This window comes from Streptomyces capparidis, assembly GCF_054782095.1.
Genome location: NZ_BAAGTD010000018.1, coordinates 31,798 through 45,219, shown reverse-complemented (window position 1 = coordinate 45,219; position 13,422 = coordinate 31,798). Strand labels below are relative to the sequence as shown.

The 13,422-nt window shown below is 74.7% G+C and carries 13 protein-coding genes; 8 read left to right on the top strand and 5 right to left on the bottom strand.

Annotation, left to right across the window (positions count from 1 at the left end; genetic code table 11):
- Window positions 1-169: 169 nt before the first annotated feature.
- Entirely contained in the window at window positions 170-1,057 is an 888-nt protein-coding gene (locus ACYVO2_RS16535) for a Bax inhibitor-1/YccA family protein (RefSeq protein WP_461008577.1), read from the top strand.
- A gap of 180 nt (window positions 1,058-1,237) precedes the next feature.
- On the opposite strand, the gene ACYVO2_RS16530 is transcribed toward ACYVO2_RS16535, so the two are convergent.
- The gene (locus ACYVO2_RS16530; RefSeq protein ID WP_461008576.1) at window positions 1,238-1,471 is read right to left on the bottom strand and encodes a DUF4287 domain-containing protein; all 234 of its coding nucleotides are present in this window, start codon (window positions 1,469-1,471) and stop codon (window positions 1,238-1,240) included.
- Window positions 1,472-1,672: 201 nt separating this feature from the next.
- Between ACYVO2_RS16530 and ACYVO2_RS16525 the strand changes: the two genes are divergently transcribed.
- Window positions 1,673-2,014, top strand: a complete 342-nt coding sequence (locus tag ACYVO2_RS16525; protein WP_461008575.1) for a hypothetical protein — start codon at window positions 1,673-1,675, stop codon at window positions 2,012-2,014.
- Between the two features lie 99 nt (window positions 2,015-2,113).
- On the opposite strand, the gene ACYVO2_RS16520 is transcribed toward ACYVO2_RS16525, so the two are convergent.
- The 3 genes from ACYVO2_RS16520 to ACYVO2_RS16510 form a co-directional block, all read right to left on the bottom strand.
- A complete protein-coding gene (locus ACYVO2_RS16520) occupies window positions 2,114-2,941 on the bottom strand; it encodes a hypothetical protein (protein ID WP_461008574.1) in 828 nt (275 codons plus the stop codon).
- Window positions 2,942-3,221: 280 nt separating this feature from the next.
- Entirely contained in the window at window positions 3,222-4,439 is a 1,218-nt protein-coding gene (locus tag ACYVO2_RS16515) for an acetyl-CoA C-acetyltransferase (RefSeq protein ID WP_461008573.1), read from the bottom strand.
- A gap of 175 nt (window positions 4,440-4,614) precedes the next feature.
- Window positions 4,615-5,628 (bottom strand): SGNH/GDSL hydrolase family protein, encoded by a 1,014-nt coding sequence (locus ACYVO2_RS16510; protein ID WP_461008572.1) that lies wholly within the window; start codon window positions 5,626-5,628, stop codon window positions 4,615-4,617.
- Between the two features lie 354 nt (window positions 5,629-5,982).
- Here ACYVO2_RS16510 and ACYVO2_RS16505 point away from each other — a divergent pair, with 354 nt between their 5' ends.
- Window positions 5,983-7,362 carry a cystathionine beta-synthase gene (locus tag ACYVO2_RS16505; protein WP_461008663.1) on the top strand — a complete coding sequence of 460 codons (1,380 nt, stop codon included), beginning with the start codon at window positions 5,983-5,985 and terminating at the stop codon, window positions 7,360-7,362.
- Between the two features lie 428 nt (window positions 7,363-7,790).
- Here ACYVO2_RS16505 and ACYVO2_RS16500 read toward each other — a convergent pair whose 3' ends face one another.
- Window positions 7,791-8,225 carry a hypothetical protein gene (locus tag ACYVO2_RS16500; protein WP_461008571.1) on the bottom strand — a complete coding sequence of 145 codons (435 nt, stop codon included), beginning with the start codon at window positions 8,223-8,225 and terminating at the stop codon, window positions 7,791-7,793.
- A 179-nt stretch (window positions 8,226-8,404) separates the two neighbouring features.
- Here ACYVO2_RS16500 and ACYVO2_RS16495 point away from each other — a divergent pair, with 179 nt between their 5' ends.
- The 5 genes from ACYVO2_RS16495 to hutU all read left to right on the top strand — a co-directional run bounded on the left by ACYVO2_RS16495 (window position 8,405) and on the right by hutU (window position 13,416).
- Entirely contained in the window at window positions 8,405-9,820 is a 1,416-nt protein-coding gene (locus ACYVO2_RS16495) for an AMP-binding protein (protein ID WP_461008570.1), read from the top strand.
- A 132-nt stretch (window positions 9,821-9,952) separates the two neighbouring features.
- Window positions 9,953-10,810 carry a MurR/RpiR family transcriptional regulator gene (locus ACYVO2_RS16490; protein ID WP_461008569.1) on the top strand — a complete coding sequence of 286 codons (858 nt, stop codon included), beginning with the start codon at window positions 9,953-9,955 and terminating at the stop codon, window positions 10,808-10,810.
- A gap of 74 nt (window positions 10,811-10,884) precedes the next feature.
- Window positions 10,885-11,184 carry a hypothetical protein gene (locus ACYVO2_RS16485; RefSeq protein ID WP_461008568.1) on the top strand — a complete coding sequence of 100 codons (300 nt, stop codon included), beginning with the start codon at window positions 10,885-10,887 and terminating at the stop codon, window positions 11,182-11,184.
- Window positions 11,163-11,600, top strand: a complete 438-nt coding sequence (locus ACYVO2_RS16480; protein WP_461008567.1) for a type II toxin-antitoxin system VapC family toxin — start codon at window positions 11,163-11,165, stop codon at window positions 11,598-11,600. Before ACYVO2_RS16485 ends, ACYVO2_RS16480 begins: the two co-directional genes overlap by 22 nt.
- A 157-nt stretch (window positions 11,601-11,757) precedes the next feature.
- Entirely contained in the window at window positions 11,758-13,416 is a 1,659-nt protein-coding gene (gene hutU, locus ACYVO2_RS16475) for a urocanate hydratase (RefSeq protein ID WP_461008566.1), read from the top strand.
- The last annotated feature ends 6 nt before the right edge of the window (window positions 13,417-13,422 follow it).

The following is a 13,422-nucleotide window of genomic DNA, read 5'->3' as shown; positions in this document are numbered from 1 at the left end:
GGTGCTCGAGCGTTGCTCAAGGCGGGCTCTCGCTCGGGTACCCCGTGCGGCACGCGCCGCGCGGACGTCCGGCGCGGACGAAGATCCTGCCCGAGGAGTAGGGCCTTCTTTTTGCCAGGCCATTACTCTGGAGGCAACGGCTGCACCGCGTGGCCTATGGAGGAGTGAAATGAGGAGCAGCAACCCGATGTTCTCGCGGCGGGGATTCAGCCGCGACAACAGCTATGCGGGCTTCGGCGGGCCGCAGGCCGGCAACCCGTACGCGACGGGCAACCCCTACGCGAGCGGTAACCCGTATGCGGGTGGCAACCCCAACCCGGCGCCGCAGCCGCAGGGCGACCTCACGTCCGACGACCTGTACCGCATCTACCAGGCCCCGCCCGCCGGCCCCCTCCAGACCGGCCGGATGACCATCGACGACGTCGTCATGCGCACCGCCATGACGCTCGGCACGGTGGTGCTGGGCGCGCTCGTGGGCTGGTTCGCGGTGCCCGAGGAGGCCGTCGGCCTGGCCTTCGGCGCCGCGCTGATCGCGATGGTGATCGGCTTCGTCGTCGCCATCCGCCGCAGCACCAACCCGGCGCTCATCCTCACCTACGCCGCCCTCGAGGGCGTGTTCCTCGGTGTGATCAGCCACGCCTACAACGACTGGCACGACGGCGTGGTCAGCCAGGCGGTGATCGGCACCATGGCGGTCTTCGGCGGCATGCTGGTCGCCTACAAGGTGGGCGCCGTCCGGGTCACCCCGCGGTACACCCGCGTCGGCATCGGCATCGCCATCGGCTTCCTGGTCCTGATCCTGGTGAACCTGCTGGCCGCGGCCATCGGCGGCGGCGACGGCATGGGCCTGCGCACCGGTGCGCTCGGCGTCGTCGTCGGCGTCGTCGGCGTCCTGCTCGGCGCCTTCTTCCTCTCGCTGGACTTCCACGAGATCGAGCAGGGCGTGCGGTACGGCGCCCCGCAGAAGGAGGCGTGGCTGGGCGCCTTCGGCCTCACCCTGTCCCTGGTGTGGATCTACCTGGAGCTGCTGCGCCTGCTGTCCATCCTGCGCGACTAGCGGCCCTCGCGGCGGCTCGTCCCGCCGCGGCAGCCGGACGGCCCGTCCCGCGCTCCGCGGGACGGGCCGTCGGCGTTGTGTGGTCGAGGTCCTTCGTGTGTGTCCGGGCGGATGACTGGTGTGTGTCGAAGGGGGGATGTGTCCTGGCCCGCGGCTGCCGCGGGCGGCGCGCGCGGGGCGCTACATCTGGAGCTTGCGGGCGGCCCGCCTCAGGTCGTACTCGTGGACGATGGCCTTGGCGTGGCCGAAGGGGAGGCCGTGCTCCGTGCGGAGCCAGTTGACCTTGTCCTCGAAGCGGCTCAGGGCGGGGCCCTCGTCGACGGCGGTGATCCACTCGCCGACTTCACGGCCGGTGACGCGGGGGATGCGGGAGAGCATGTTCCGGTGGGTCTCTTCGGAGAAGATCTGGGACATAAGCGCCTCCGGTTAGCGTTCCGTTACCTGACTGTGCCTGAGCCGGGCTCGAATGGCAACGCCCCCGTGTACCCCTTTCTTGTAGAAAGTGTCGTTCCGGTGGCTTCCTGCCCACCGGTGTCGCTCTCCGTGACCGGCCAGGGTCCTTCAGGGGACTGGTGCGGGAGGGGTACCCCGCTTGGGCGCGGTTACGCTCCTGCCATGCATGATCCCGCCGCCTTCCTCGACGCCGTGGACCGGCTCGCGGACCGCTTCCGCTCCCTGCCCCAGAGCAGGCTGCTCGCCGCCGTCCCCGGCCACGACAGCCGTGCCGCGGCGGGGTTCGCCCTGGCCTCGTGGCTCGCCGAGGCGGCCCAGCGCCTGGAGGAGCCCGGCGCCGCGCCCCGCGCCCTGCCGTTCGCCGGCCCGTTCGCCGTCGGCGACCAGATCGCGGTGACCGGGCACGACCTGGCGCTGGCCGTGCGCGCGGGCGGCCGGCGGGCACGCGAGACGCTCGACGCGGCGCTGCGGCGGGTGGAGGAGACCCGCGGGCTCGTGGCGTAGCCCGGGGCGCGGCCCGAGGGCCGGGCGCTCCCCGCGGGCTTCCGGACGCCCGGGGGAGGCGCCGGGGAAGCGCCGGGCCGGCGTCCGGCGGGGCCTCGGCTAGAGCGACGTCACCACGCGGTCGGCCAGGACGAACACACGTTCCTGCCCCACGCCGAAGGTGAGGGTGTACCCGCCGCCGACCTCGCAGCCGCCCATCAGCAGGGCCGTCTCGCCGCCGCGCAGCGCCTCGGCCAGCCGCCCGGTGGCCGCCCGGTCGCCGGGGGTCACGCAGACCGTGGTGGTGTCCGCGAAGACGTACACGTCCAGCGTGCCCAGCGGCCCGGGGCGCACATCGGACAGCGGGGTGCCGGAGGCGGCCAGCGCCTCCAGGCCCGCCAGGGTGCGCTCGCGGTCGGCCACGGTGGGGCCGGGCCGGAAGTCGGGGTGCGAGGGGTGGCGGCGCGGGTCGGGGACGGTGGCACCGGCCTCCTCGGCGTCGTCCAGGTCCCGCACCACCGCGGTGGCCTCCTCGACGGTCAGCTCCTCGATCGCCTCGCGCAGCGCGTCCCCGAACTGCCGCTCGAACTCGGCGCGGAAGTCGGCGGGCAGCTCGCTCGCGGCGAACGCCTCCTCGGCGGAGCCGTCGGGCAGCAGGTCGGCGAGGGCGCCCTCGGGGAAGGCGGCCTGCTCGCCGTCGGCGGCCTCCCGCGCCGCCCAGTACGCCCGCGCCTCGGCGAGCTCCCGCTCCCGCTCCTCGGCCAGCGCCTCGCTGACGGCCTCCCGTATCCGGGCGCGCTCGGCCGCCGGGTCGGGCACGACGCCGACCTGCTCGCGCAGCGTGGCGACCTCCCGCCGCAGACCGCGTACGGCGACCAGCACGGTGGCGCCGAGCACCGTGGCGGTCGGTGCGGCGATGAGCAGCAGTACCGGATACACAGCGTTCACGGGAGGCTCCAGGTTGAACGCGGAACGATTCGTCCTCACCACCCTGCCCGACGCGGATGGGCGAACACAGTGCCCTGGGTCACGAATGTCATGAGTTTGTGACCGGGCGCCACCCCCGCTCCGCGCCGCTGACGTGCGCCGACACCCCCGCCCCGGGCGCCTCGGCGGCCGGGGGACGCGGGAGCATCGGTTCGGGAACGATTCGGACTCGCAGCGCCCCGCGTCCGGCCGGACGCGCTGCGTGGCCGCCCCGGCGGCCCTCCCGCCGGGGCGGGCGCCGTCAGCTCAGGCGCTCGATCACCATGGCCATGCCCTGGCCGCCGCCGACGCACATCGTCTCCAGGCCGAACTGCTTGTCGTGCCACTGGAGGGAGTTGATCAGCGTGGTGGTGATCCGGGCGCCGGTCATGCCGTACGGGTGGCCGACGGCGATCGCGCCGCCGTTGACGTTCAGCCGGTCCAGGTCCACGCCCAGGTCCCGGTAGGAAGGGATGACCTGCGCGGCGAACGCCTCGTTGATCTCCACCAGGTCGATGTCGCCGATGGTCATCCCGGCCCGCGCCAGCGCCTGGCGGGACGCCTCGACCGGCCCGTACCCCATGATCTCCGGGGACAGCCCGCTGACGCCGGTGGACACGATCCTGGCCAGCGGGGTGATGCCCAGCTCCCTGGCCTTCACATCACTCATGATCACCACGGCGGCGGCGCCGTCGTTGAGCGGGCAGCAGTTCCCCGCGGTGACCGTGCCGTCCGGGCGGAAGGCCGGCTTCAGCGCGGACACGCCCTCCATCGTGACGCCCGCCCTGGGGCCGTCGTCCGTGGCGACCACGGTGCCGTCCGGCAGCGTCACCGGGGTGATCTCACGCGCCCAGAAGCCGTCCTGGAGCGCCTTCTCGCACAGGTTCTGCGAGCGCACCCCGAACTCGTCCTGCTCCTGCCGGGTGACGCCCTTGAGCTGCGCGAGGTTCTCCGCGGTCTGGCCCATGGCGATGTAGATGTCCGGCACCGCCCCGTCCTCGCGCGGGTCGTGCCAGGTCCTGCCGCCCGCGGCGAACGCCTCGGTGCGCCGCTCGGCCTCGCCGAACACCGGGTTCTTGGTGTCCGGCAGGCCGTCGGAGCTGCCCTTGGCGAACCGGGAGACCATCTCCACCCCGGCGGAGACGAACACGTCCCCCTCGCCGGCCCGGATCGCGTGCAGCGCCATCCGGGTGGTCTGGAGGGAGGACGAGCAGTAGCGGGTGACCGTGCAGCCCGGCAGGTGGTCGAAGCCGAGCAGGGTGGCCACCACGCGGGCCATGTTGTAGCCCTGCTCGCCGCCCGGCAGGCCGCAGCCGAGCATCAGGTCGTCGATGTCCTTCGGGTCGAGCTGGGGCACCTTCTCCAGCGCGGCGCGCACGATCGTGGCCGTCAGGTCGTCCGGGCGCAGCTCCTTGAGCGAGCCCTTGAACGCCCGTCCGATGGGGGAGCGGGCCGTTGCGACGATCACTGCTTCCGGCATGGCGACTCCGTGGGTTGTTGTCGGGCGGCCCGCCCCGGGCGGCGTCCTGACCTGCCGCCCGCGGGCTTACTTGCGGGTAACTTCTGGTCAGGGCGAGCGTACCCGCGTCGCCGTGCCGAGGGAACCGCGTCCCGGGGTGATCCCCGCGACGCGCCGCGGCCCGCCCCGCCCCCGGCTACACCGCCTCCGGGGCGGCCTGCCGCGCGTCCTCCGCCTCGGGCAGCCGCCGCCTGTACCGCCGCCGCAGCAGTGCCCAGCGCCCGCCCTGCTCGCCGCCCACCTCGGTCGCCGCGACCTCCGCGCCGCTGAGGTCCGCCGCCTCCACCGCGGCCTTCGCCACCGGCAGCACCGCGTCGCCCCGGCCGGCGTCCGGCAGCTCCTCCGGCCACAGGCCCAGCGCCGCGCACAGCGAGGGCAGCAGCGCCATCGCGGCGGTGGCGTACCCCTCCGCGGACGGGTGGTAGTGGTCGGGGCCGAACATCCGCTCCGGGTCGGCCGCGAACTCGGGGCCGAGCAGCGTGCCCAGCGAGACCGTGCGCCCGCCCTCCTCCACCACCGCGATGGTCTGCGCCGCCGCCAACTGGCGGCTCAGCCGCCGGGCCACCAGGCGCAGCGGCTGGTACACCGGCGCCACGGACCCCAGGTCCGGGCAGGTGCCCACGACGACCTCGGCGCCCAGCTCCCGCAGTCGCCGCACCGCGAGCACCAGGTTGCGCACCGACTCGGCGGGCGGCACCCGGTTGGTGACATCGTTGGCACCGATCATGATCATGGCGATGTCCGGCCTGGTGCCGCGCTCCTCCAGCAGCGTCACCTGGCGCGGCAGGTCGTCGGACCTGGCGCCGGACAGGGCCACGTTCACCAGGTCCACCGGCCGCTCGGCGACGGCGGCGAGCCCCGAGGCGAGCAGCGCGCCCGGTGTCTCGGCCGCGCGGTGCACCCCCAGGCCCGCCGCCGTGGAATCGCCGAGGAAGGCCAGCGTGATCGGCGGATGCGGCGCGTCGGCGAACGCGGTGCCGTAGCGCCCGTCCGCGTGCGGCGGGTCGTCCTCGCTGCTGCCCACTGTTTTGCGGGCCAGTTTCACTTCGGCGAACAGCACCCCGAAGGCCAGTCCGCCGACGATGCCGAGCCCGCCGCTGCCCACCGCGGCGGCCGCCGCGATCCGCCGCGCCACCCGTACCCGAGACATGAGCGCCCACCCCCCTGCGCGGGGTACCGGGTACCTCCCGGCCCCGTCACCACCAAACGTGCCCGTTCCTGGTTACCAATCAACTCATGCCACGCTGACAACGGCCAGGAAATTCCCACGAACCGACGTGTGCCCCGCCCGGCCCCGCCGCCCGGCCGCCGCGGACCCCGCCCGCCTCCCCGGCCCACGGCGCCGCGGCCCCCGGGGCGCGGGCGGGGACCGCGGTGCGGCCCCGCGCCCCCGGCCAGCGCATTAGGCTGCCTGACAGGCAAGCGCAGCCGGACCGGCCACGCGACCGCGGGGGCGCCGGGCGAGCGGCCGTACGTCAGGCAACGGATGATCCCGGAGGACGTCGTGCAGATCCACGACTCGATGATCGACCTCATTGGCAACACCCCGCTGGTCCGGCTGAACCGGGTCACCAAGGGGCTGCGCGCCACCGTGCTCGCCAAGGTCGAGTACTTCAACCCGGGCGGCTCGGTGAAGGACCGGATCGCCGTGCGGATGATCGAGGCGGCGGAGAAGTCCGGCGCGCTGCGGCCCGGCGGCACCATCGTCGAGCCCACCTCCGGCAACACCGGCGTGGGCCTGGCGATCGTCGCCCAGCAGAAGGGCTACCGCTGCATCTTCGTCTGCCCGGACAAGGTGTCCACCGACAAGATCAACGTGCTGCGCGCGTACGGCGCCGAGGTCGTGGTCTGCCCCACCGCCGTGGCCCCCGAGCACCCCGACTCCTACTACAACGTCTCCGACCGCCTGGTCCGCGAGACCCCCGGCGCCTGGAAGCCCGACCAGTACTCCAACCCCGACAACCCGCTGTCCCACTACCACTCCACGGGACCCGAGCTGTGGGCGCAGACCGAGGGGCGGATCACCCACTTCGTCACGGGCATCGGCACCGGCGGCACCATCTCCGGCACCGGCCGCTACCTCAAGGAGGTCTCCGGCGGCCGGGTGCGGATCGTCGGCGCCGACCCGGAGGGCTCGGTGTACTCGGGCGGCTCGGGGCGGCCGTACCTGGTGGAGGGCGTCGGTGAGGACTTCTGGCCCACCGCCTACGACCGGGGCGTCACCGACGAGATCATCGCCGTCTCCGACAAGGACTCCTTCCAGATGACCCGCCGCCTGGCCAAGGAGGAGGGCCTGCTGGTCGGCGGCTCCTGCGGCATGGCGGTGGTGGCCGCGCTGCGCGCCGCCGAGGGGCTCGGGCCCGACGACGTGGTGGTCGTGCTGCTGCCGGACTCCGGCCGCGGCTACCTGAGCAAGATCTTCAACGACGAGTGGATGGCGGACTACGGCTTCCTGGAGGAGGCCGGGCAGGACACCGTCGCCGACGTGCTGGCGCACCGCGAGGGCGGGCTGCCCACGTTCGTCCACATGCACCCGGAGGAGACCATCGGGCAGGCCATCGAGGTGCTGCGCGAGTACGGCGTGTCGCAGATGCCCGTGGTCAAGCCGGGCGCGGGCCACCCGGACGTGATGGCCGCCGAGGTCGTCGGGTCCATCGTGGAGCGCGACCTGCTGGACGCCCTGTTCACCGGGCGGGCGTCGCTGGAGGATGCCCTGGACAAGCACATGTCGGACCCGCTGCCGCAGGTCGGCTCCGGCGAGGCGGTCGGCGACCTGGTGGCCGTGCTGGAGCGGGCGGACGCCGCGGTGGTGCTGGTGGAGGGCAAGCCGAGCGGCGTGGTCTCCCGCCAGGACCTGCTGGCCCACCTGGCCAACCGGCCGTAGGTCCGGGCCGCCGCCGGGCCCGGGCGCCCCGGGCCCGGCGCACGCCGGGTGAACTCCGGTGCGGGGCGGCGGGCGAAAGTGCTACGTGACCGATACGTGGTGGCAGCACCCGGTTAACACGCGCCGGGCATCGTTGTGGGTGTCGGCAGGAGCCGACGGAAACACCGAGCACCACCCCGGCGCCACCACAAGCGGCACCACGGCACCACAGCAACACCGAAGATGCGGCACCAGCGACAACCGGAGCGGCTCCCGGACCTCGCGGTGCTCGGACGCGCCCGGCCCTGACCCGGCAGACGCGTCCCTCGCGGGGACCGCCGTCGTCCCGCCCTCGAGCGCTCCGGCGCTCGGGGTGCGGCGGTCCCCGCCACTCGGTGCGCCCCCGCGCCCCCACCCGCCCGTCGGCCCCGGCCCGCGCCCCGCCCGGCTCACCCGTCCCACTCGGACGCCGGGCCCCGCCGCCCCCGCGCCCACGGCAGCCACAGGTGCGGCGGCCAGGTGTTCGCCACGTTCACCCCGACGATGCCGAGCCACGCCGCCACCACGCCGACCAGCCCCGCGGTCTCCCCGGCGATCGCGGACAGCGGCACCGCGAGCACCAGCGACACGTACGGCAGCGCCCCGCCGCCGCCCCGCCCGCCGTCCCGTCCGCCGTCCCGCCCGCCGCGCCGCCGCCGCTCCCCGTCCGCGGCCCGCTCGGCGAGCTCCCGCCGCACCCGCTGCTCGACCCTGCCGTCGAGCCGCGCGTCGAGCTTGGCGAGGAACGACTCGACCAGCGCCGAGTCGTACGCGCTCCCCAGCTCCCTGCGGGCCTCCAGCGTGGCGCCGAGCTCCTGCTCAAGTTCCTCGTCCCGCGCACTCATGGCGGCACCGTAAGGGCGGCGCGGGACCGGCCGCGTCATCCCCGGGGCGGCCCCGCCCCCGGGGAAAACCCGGTGCCGACCCGGTGCCGACCCCGAAGATCCACCCCCGGCCCGGCCCCGGCGGACCGCCCGCGGCGCCACGCCACCGCCCGGCCACCGGCGGGCAGTACAGTCGCCGGATGACCCTGCTCGGCGCACTGACCGCATCCACCCTCCCGGCCGCGGACCGCCCCGACGCGCTGCGGATCGACGGCCGCGACTCCTCCCGCCACGCCCTGCTGGACGCCGCCGGGGCGCTCGCCGCCCGCATCTCCGGCGCCCCGGCCGCCGCCGTGCACGCCACGGCGTCACTGGAGACGGTGACCGCCGTGGTCGCCGGGCTGCTCGCCGGGGTGCCCGTCGTCCCCGTGCCGCCCGACTCCGGACCCGCCGAGCGCGACCACATCCTGCGCGACTCCGGCGCCGCGGTGCTGCTGGCCGCCGACCCCGGGGTGTGGCCGGACGCGCCGGTGCGCGAGCGCGTCCCCGTGGACCCGCACGCCCACGGCGGCTCCCCGCCGCCGCCCGAGCCCGCCCCGGACTCGACCGCCCTGGTGCTGTACACCTCGGGCACCACCGGGTCCCCCAAGGGCGTGCTCGTCCCCCGCTCCGCCATCGCCGCCGACCTGGACGCGCTCGCCGACGCCTGGGCGTGGACCGCCGAGGACACCCTGGTGCACGGGCTGCCGCTGTTCCACGTCCACGGCCTGGTGCTGGGCGTGCTCGGGGCGCTGCGCACCGGAAGCCGCCTGGTGCACACCGGCCGCCCCACCCCCGGGGCGTACGCCGCGGCGGGCGGCAGCCTGTACTTCGGGGTGCCGACGGTGTGGGGACGCGTCGCCGCCGACCCGGCGTGCGCCCGCGCGCTGAAGGGCGCCCGGCTGCTGGTGTCCGGCAGCGCCCCCCTGCCCGCGCCCGTCGGGCTGGCCCTGGAGGGGCTCGCCGGCCAGTTCCCCGTGGAGCGGTACGGCATGACCGAGACCCTCATCACCGTCAGCGCCCGCGCCGACGGGGAGCGCCGCCCCGGCACGGTGGGGCTGCCGCTGCCCGGGGTGCGCACCCGGGTGGCGGTGGAGGAGGCCGCCGGGGCGGAGGAGGACGGGGTGATGGGCGAGCTCCAGGTGCAGGGGCCCACCCTGTTCACCGGCTACCTGGGCAACCCCGGCGCCACCGCCGCCTCCTTCACCGACGACGGCTGGTTCCGCACCGGCGACATGGCCGTCATCGGCGACGACGGCGTCCACCGCATCGTCGGCCGCGCCTCCACCGACCTGATCAAGAGCGGCGGCTACCGCATCGGGGCGGGCGAGGTGGAGAGCGCGCTGCTGCACCACCCCGCCGTCCGGGAGGCCGCCGTCGTCGGGGCCCCGCACGACGACCTCGGCCAGCAGGTCGTGGCGTACGTGGTGGCGGACGGGGTGACCGAGCGGGAGCTGATCGACTTCGTCGCCCGCTCCCTGTCCGCGCACAAGCGCCCCCGGGTGGTGCGCTTCCTGGACGCCCTGCCGCGCAACGCCATGGGCAAGCCCCAGAAGAAGCTCCTGCCGCCGCTGTGAGCCCCCGCCGCCCGTGAGTTCCCGCCGTCCGTGGGCCCTGCCGCCCGTGAGCCCCGCCGCCCCGGCCGCCGGGTTCGCCGTGCCCGCGCCTCGGCATACAGTGCGGGCAACCCAAGGAGGTGACCCTCGCCCATGACCAACGCGGACGCGAGCCCGTCGACGCGCCTGCTGTCGCTGTTCGAGGGGCACCGGCTGACCCCCACCCAGCGCCGGATCGCGCACTGCCTGGTGCGGCGGGCCGCCGAGGCCCCGTTCCTGTCCAGCGTGGAGGTCGCCGAGCTGGCCGGGGTCAGCCAGCCGTCGGTGACCAGGTTCGCCGTCGCCATGGGCTTCGACGGCTACCCCGCGCTGCGGCGGGCGCTGCGCGAGGCCGTGCCCCAGCCCGCGCCCGCCGCCGAGGACGCCGGGGAGGCCGCGCGCAACGAGTTCCAGCAGGCCGTGCACGCCGAGATGGAGAACCTGCGGCAGTTGGCCGAGCTCCTGGCCGACCCCGGGCCGGTCACCAGGGCGGGGCGGATCCTCGCCGGGAGCAGGCCGCTGCCCGTCCTCGGCCTGCGCGCCGCCGCCGCCCAGGCCCGCGGCTTCGCCTACTTCGCGGCCAAGGTCCACCCCGACGTGCGGCTGCTCGACGAGGGCGGCTCGATGCTGGCCGACCGGCTGGACCAGGCCAGGTACGCGGGGGCCACGGCGCTGCTGTGCTTCGCGCTGCCCCGGCACCCGCGGGAGGTCACCGAGGGGCTGCGGTACGCCCGGGAGGCCGGGCTGCGGGTGGTGACGGTCGCGGACAGCACGTTCACCCCCGTGGCCGCGCACTCCGACCTCCTCCTCCCGGCGGCGGTCGGCACCGGCCTGGTCTTCGACACGGCCTGCGCCCCCATGATGCTGGGCCGCGTCCTCCTGGAGGCCATGTGCGACCACCTCCCCGACGCCCAGTCCCGCCTGGAGACCTTCGACACCTCGGCGGCGGGGCGGGGGTTGTTCGTCGAGTGAGTGTGCGCCGTCCGAATGGGTGAAGGGAGACGGAAGCCGGGGCACAGGGGACCGCGGTGCGTAGCCTGGAGGACATGAGCGTCGCCCACGACCACGGGGATGACCCGGACCACGCGCGCCTGCACCACCTCGTCGACCACCTCACGCCGGAACAGGCCCGGCGCCTGCTGACGCTGGTGCGGTCGCATCCGGAACTGGCCGAGTCGGCGGTCGATGCCCCGCCCGGTTCCGGCCCCGGCGGGGATGCCGACCCCTGGGCGGACTCCGGCCGCAGGCTGGTGGAGGCACTGGGCGGCATCGGCGCCTCCGGCCACTCGGACACCGCCGAGCGGCATCACGAGTTGGTGCTCGAATGGACGGACGAGCTCAGGTGACCCAGCCCCATCTGCTCGACACGGGCGTCTTATTCGCCCTGATGGACAGTTCCGACGCCCACCATGTCCGGTGCGCGGCGCACCTGTCCTCGCTCCGGGGGCCGCTGCTGGTCCCCGCGCCGGTGGTCGCGGAGACGGCGGCGCTGCTGGAGCGGCGCCTCGGGCCCAAGCGGGAAGCCGCGTTCCTGGAGTACTTCTCAACCGGCAGACTCAGCACCGTGGATCTCTCGCGGCAGGACTACGCCCGTGTGGCCGAGCTGGTCGTGAAGTACGCCGACTTCCCCCTCGGTATGGTCGACGCCTCCGTGGTCACCGTCGCCGAACGGCTGAACCTCAAGGCCGTCCACACGGTCGACCGCCGCCACTTCTCCGCCGTCCGCCCCCGCCACATCGACGTCCTCGCCGTCCTTCCCTGACCCGTCCCGCTCTCCCGGCCGCCGCGCGCACCCCGCCGTGGCGGCTGTGCGTGTTTCCGGGCGGTGGCGCGCGGCCCCTCCTGTTGACTGTCCCTATTCAGGCGGCGAGTATGTGAATGGATCAATCCAGAAGACGCCGCCGACCGGAGGCCCGCCCATGTCAGGACCCCGTCCCGTCCGTGCTCCCCGTGGGAGCGGGCTCACCGCGCAGGGGTGGCCGCAGGAGGCCGCCCTGCGGATGCTCCAGAACAACCTGGACCCGGAGGTCGCCGAGCACCCCGACCGCCTCGTCGTCTACGGCGGCACCGGCCGTGCCGCCCGGGACTGGCCCTCCTTCGACGCGATGGTCCGCACCCTGACCACCCTGAAGGCCGACGAGACCATGCTGGTGCAGTCCGGCCGCCCCGTCGGCGTCATGACCACCCACGAGTGGGCCCCCCGCGTCCTGATCGCCAACTCCAACCTGGTCGGCGACTGGTCCACCTGGGAGGAGTTCCGCCGCCTGGAGGCCCTGGGCCTGACCATGTACGGCCAGATGACCGCCGGGTCGTGGATCTACATCGGCACCCAGGGCATCCTCCAGGGCACCTACGAGACCTTCGCCGCCGTCGCCGCGAAGCGCTTCGGCGGCTCCCTGGCCGGGACGATCACCCTCACCGCCGGACTCGGCGGCATGGGCGGCGCCCAGCCGCTGGCCGTCACCATGAACGGCGGCGTCGCCCTGTGCGTCGACTGCGACCCCCGCGCGATCGAACGCCGCATCGAGCACGGCTACCTGGACACCCGCGCCGACTCCCTCGACGAGGCCCTGCGCCTGGCCACCGAGGCCCGCGACCGCCGCGCGCCGCTGTCGATCGGGGTGCTGGGCAACGCCGCCGAGGTGCTGCCGGAGCTGCTGGCCAGGAGCGCCCCCGTCGACATCGTCACCGACCAGACCTCCGCCCACGACCCGCTCAGCTACCTCCCGGTCGGTGTGGCGTTCGAGGACATGGCGGAGTACGCCGCCAAGGAGCCCGCCGAGTTCACCCGCCGGGCCAGGCAGTCCATGGCCCGGCACGTCGAGGCGATGGTCGGCTTCCAGGACGCGGGCGCCGAGGTGTTCGACTACGGCAACTCCATCCGCGGCGAGGCGCAGCTCGCGGGCTACGAGCGCGCGTTCGCCTTCCCCGGGTTCGTGCCCGCCTACATCCGGCCGCTGTTCTGCGAGGGCAAGGGCCCGTTCCGCTGGGCGGCGCTGTCCGGCGACCCGAAGGACATCGCGGCCACCGACCGCGCGGTGCTGGAGCTGTTCCCGGACAACGAGCCCCTGGCCCGCTGGATCCGCCTGGCCGGGGAGAAGGTGCGCTTCCAGGGCCTGCCCGCCCGCATCTGCTGGCTCGGCTACGGCGAGCGGGACCGGGCGGGCGAGCGGTTCAACGACATGGTGGCGCGCGGCGAGCTGGCCGCCCCCGTCGTCATCGGCCGCGACCACCTGGACTGCGGCTCGGTCGCCTCCCCGTACCGGGAGACCGAGGGCATGCTCGACGGCTCGGACGCCATCGCGGACTGGCCGCTGCTCAACGCCATGGTGAACGTCGCCTCCGGTGCCTCGTGGGTGTCGATCCACCACGGCGGCGGGGTCGGCATCGGCAGGTCCCTGCACGCCGGGCAGGTCACCGTCGCCGACGGCACCCCGCTGGCCGGGGAGAAGATCCGCCGCGTGCTCACCAACGACCCGGGCATGGGCGTGATCCGGCATGTGGACGCCGGGTACGAGCGCGCCGAGCAGGTCGCGGGCGAGCGCGGGGTGCGCGTGCCCACCAGGGAGACGCCGTGACCTTCT

Bases quoted from the DNA above. Each gene is read 5' to 3' on its own strand.
- ACYVO2_RS16495 (WP_461008570.1), top strand. From the start codon at position 8,405: ATGACCCTGCTCGGCGCACTGACCGCATCCACCCTCCCGGCCGCGGAC.
- ACYVO2_RS16535 (WP_461008577.1), top strand. From the start codon at position 170: ATGAGGAGCAGCAACCCGATGTTCTCGCGGCGGGGATTCAGCCGCGAC.
- ACYVO2_RS16510 (WP_461008572.1), bottom strand. From the start codon at position 5,628: ATGTCTCGGGTACGGGTGGCGCGGCGGATCGCGGCGGCCGCCGCGGTG.
- hutU (WP_461008566.1), top strand. From the start codon at position 11,758: ATGTCAGGACCCCGTCCCGTCCGTGCTCCCCGTGGGAGCGGGCTCACC.
- ACYVO2_RS16515 (WP_461008573.1), bottom strand. From the start codon at position 4,439: ATGCCGGAAGCAGTGATCGTCGCAACGGCCCGCTCCCCCATCGGACGG.
- ACYVO2_RS16490 (WP_461008569.1), top strand. From the start codon at position 9,953: ATGACCAACGCGGACGCGAGCCCGTCGACGCGCCTGCTGTCGCTGTTC.
- ACYVO2_RS16530 (WP_461008576.1), bottom strand. From the start codon at position 1,471: ATGTCCCAGATCTTCTCCGAAGAGACCCACCGGAACATGCTCTCCCGC.
- ACYVO2_RS16480 (WP_461008567.1), top strand. From the start codon at position 11,163: ATGGACGGACGAGCTCAGGTGACCCAGCCCCATCTGCTCGACACGGGC.
- ACYVO2_RS16485 (WP_461008568.1), top strand. From the start codon at position 10,885: ATGAGCGTCGCCCACGACCACGGGGATGACCCGGACCACGCGCGCCTG.
- ACYVO2_RS16500 (WP_461008571.1), bottom strand. From the start codon at position 8,225: ATGAGTGCGCGGGACGAGGAACTTGAGCAGGAGCTCGGCGCCACGCTG.
- ACYVO2_RS16525 (WP_461008575.1), top strand. From the start codon at position 1,673: ATGCATGATCCCGCCGCCTTCCTCGACGCCGTGGACCGGCTCGCGGAC.